The 1,638-nt window shown below is 51.1% G+C and carries 1 protein-coding gene and 1 pseudogene; both read left to right on the top strand.

Annotation, left to right across the window (positions count from 1 at the left end):
* Positions 1 to 530, top strand: a pseudogene (sucA, locus tag ACTHUE_RS18270) (2-oxoglutarate dehydrogenase E1 component); the annotation flags it as partial.
* Positions 531 to 629: 99 nt separating this feature from the next.
* Positions 630 to 1,638: 2-oxoglutarate dehydrogenase complex dihydrolipoyllysine-residue succinyltransferase (gene odhB / locus ACTHUE_RS18265; protein WP_440424117.1), on the top strand; the 1,009-nt coding region annotated here is incomplete at its 3' end.

The following is a 1,638-nucleotide window of genomic DNA, read 5'->3' as shown; positions in this document are numbered from 1 at the left end:
TCTTGCAACGTCAAGTCTTGGGTTCATACCGCAAACCGCTGGTGATTTTCATGTCCAAACGCCTGTTGCGCTTCAAAGGTGCAATGAGCCCGCTGGAAAACTTCACCGAAGGTTCGACTTTCCGTCCAGTTATCGGAGATACCGCAGAACGTGCAAGCAACGACAGCGTGAAACGCGTGGTATTGTGTGCCGGTCAGGTTTACTATGACTTGGAAGCCGGCCGTACCGAGCGTAAACTGGAAAATGATGTTGCTATCGTCCGCGTTGAGCAGCTGTATCCGTTCCCATACGATGAGGTTAAAGCTGAACTGGCGAAATACCCGAACGCAAAATCTGTGGTTTGGGCGCAAGAAGAGCCGAAAAACCAAGGTGCGTTCTACCAAATCCGCCACCGTATCGAAGACGTTATCAGCGAAGAGCAAAAACTGTCTTATGCCGGTCGTCCAAGCAGTGCATCGCCTGCAGTGGGCTACTCAAGCAAACACATTGCTCAATTGAAACAATTGGTTGAAGACGCTTTGGCGTTGTAAACCTAGTGGCATTCCGTTTGAAATTGTTCAGGCGGAATGCCCATATGCAGAATTAAAAACACACAACAGGCCGTCTGAAAGGGCCATTGGAGACACAAAATGATTATTGATGTAAAAGTACCTATGCTGTCTGAAAGCGTATCTGAGGGCACGCTCTTGGAATGGAAGAAAAAAGTTGGCGAAGCAGTTGCCCGTGACGAAATCCTGATCGATATCGAAACTGACAAAGTGGTTTTGGAAGTCCCTTCTCCACAAGCCGGCGTATTGGTTGAAATCGTAGCTCAAGACGGTGAAACCGTTGTTGCCGACCAAGTTTTGGCTCGCATCGATACAGCTGCTACTGCCGCTGCTGAAGCCCCAGCCGCCGCGCCTGCCGAAGCTACCCCAGCCGCCGCTCCTGCTGCTGCACAAAACAACGCCGCTATGCCTGCTGCCGCCAAACTGGCTGCCGAGACCGGTGTTGACGTGAACGCATTGCAAGGTTCCGGCCGTGACGGTCGCGTATTGAAAGAAGACGTACAAAATGCCGCTGCCAAACCTGCCGCAGCCGCAGCCCCTGCCGTTGCACTTCCTGCCGGCGCACGTCCTGAAGAACGCGTACCAATGAGCCGCCTGCGTGCCCGTGTTGCAGAACGCCTCTTGGCTTCTCAACAAGAAAACGCCATTTTGACTACATTCAACGAAGTCAACATGAAACCAATCATGGACTTGCGTGCGAAGTACAAAGATAAATTCGAGAAAGAACACGGCGTGAAATTGGGCTTTATGTCCTTCTTCGTTAAATCCGCTGTTGCCGCCCTGAAAAAATACCCGGTTGTGAATGCTTCTGTTGACGGCAAAGACATCGTTTACCACGGCTACTTCGACATCGGTATCGCAATTGGCAGCCCACGCGGTTTGGTTGTGCCAATCCTGCGCGATGCCGACCAAATGAGCATTGCCGACATCGAACAAGCAATTGTTGATTACGCGAAAAAAGCAAAAGACGGCAAAATCGCTATCGAAGATCTGACCGGCGGTACATTCAGTATTACCAACGGCGGTACTTTCGGTTCTATGATGTCTACCCCGATCATCAACCCGCCTCAATCTGCGATTTTGGGTATGC

The sequence above is a fragment of the Neisseria sp. P0021.S005 genome (assembly GCF_051956955.1).
The sequence above is the reverse complement of the archived record's forward strand: the minus strand, read 5'-3'. Positions and strand labels throughout refer to the sequence as shown.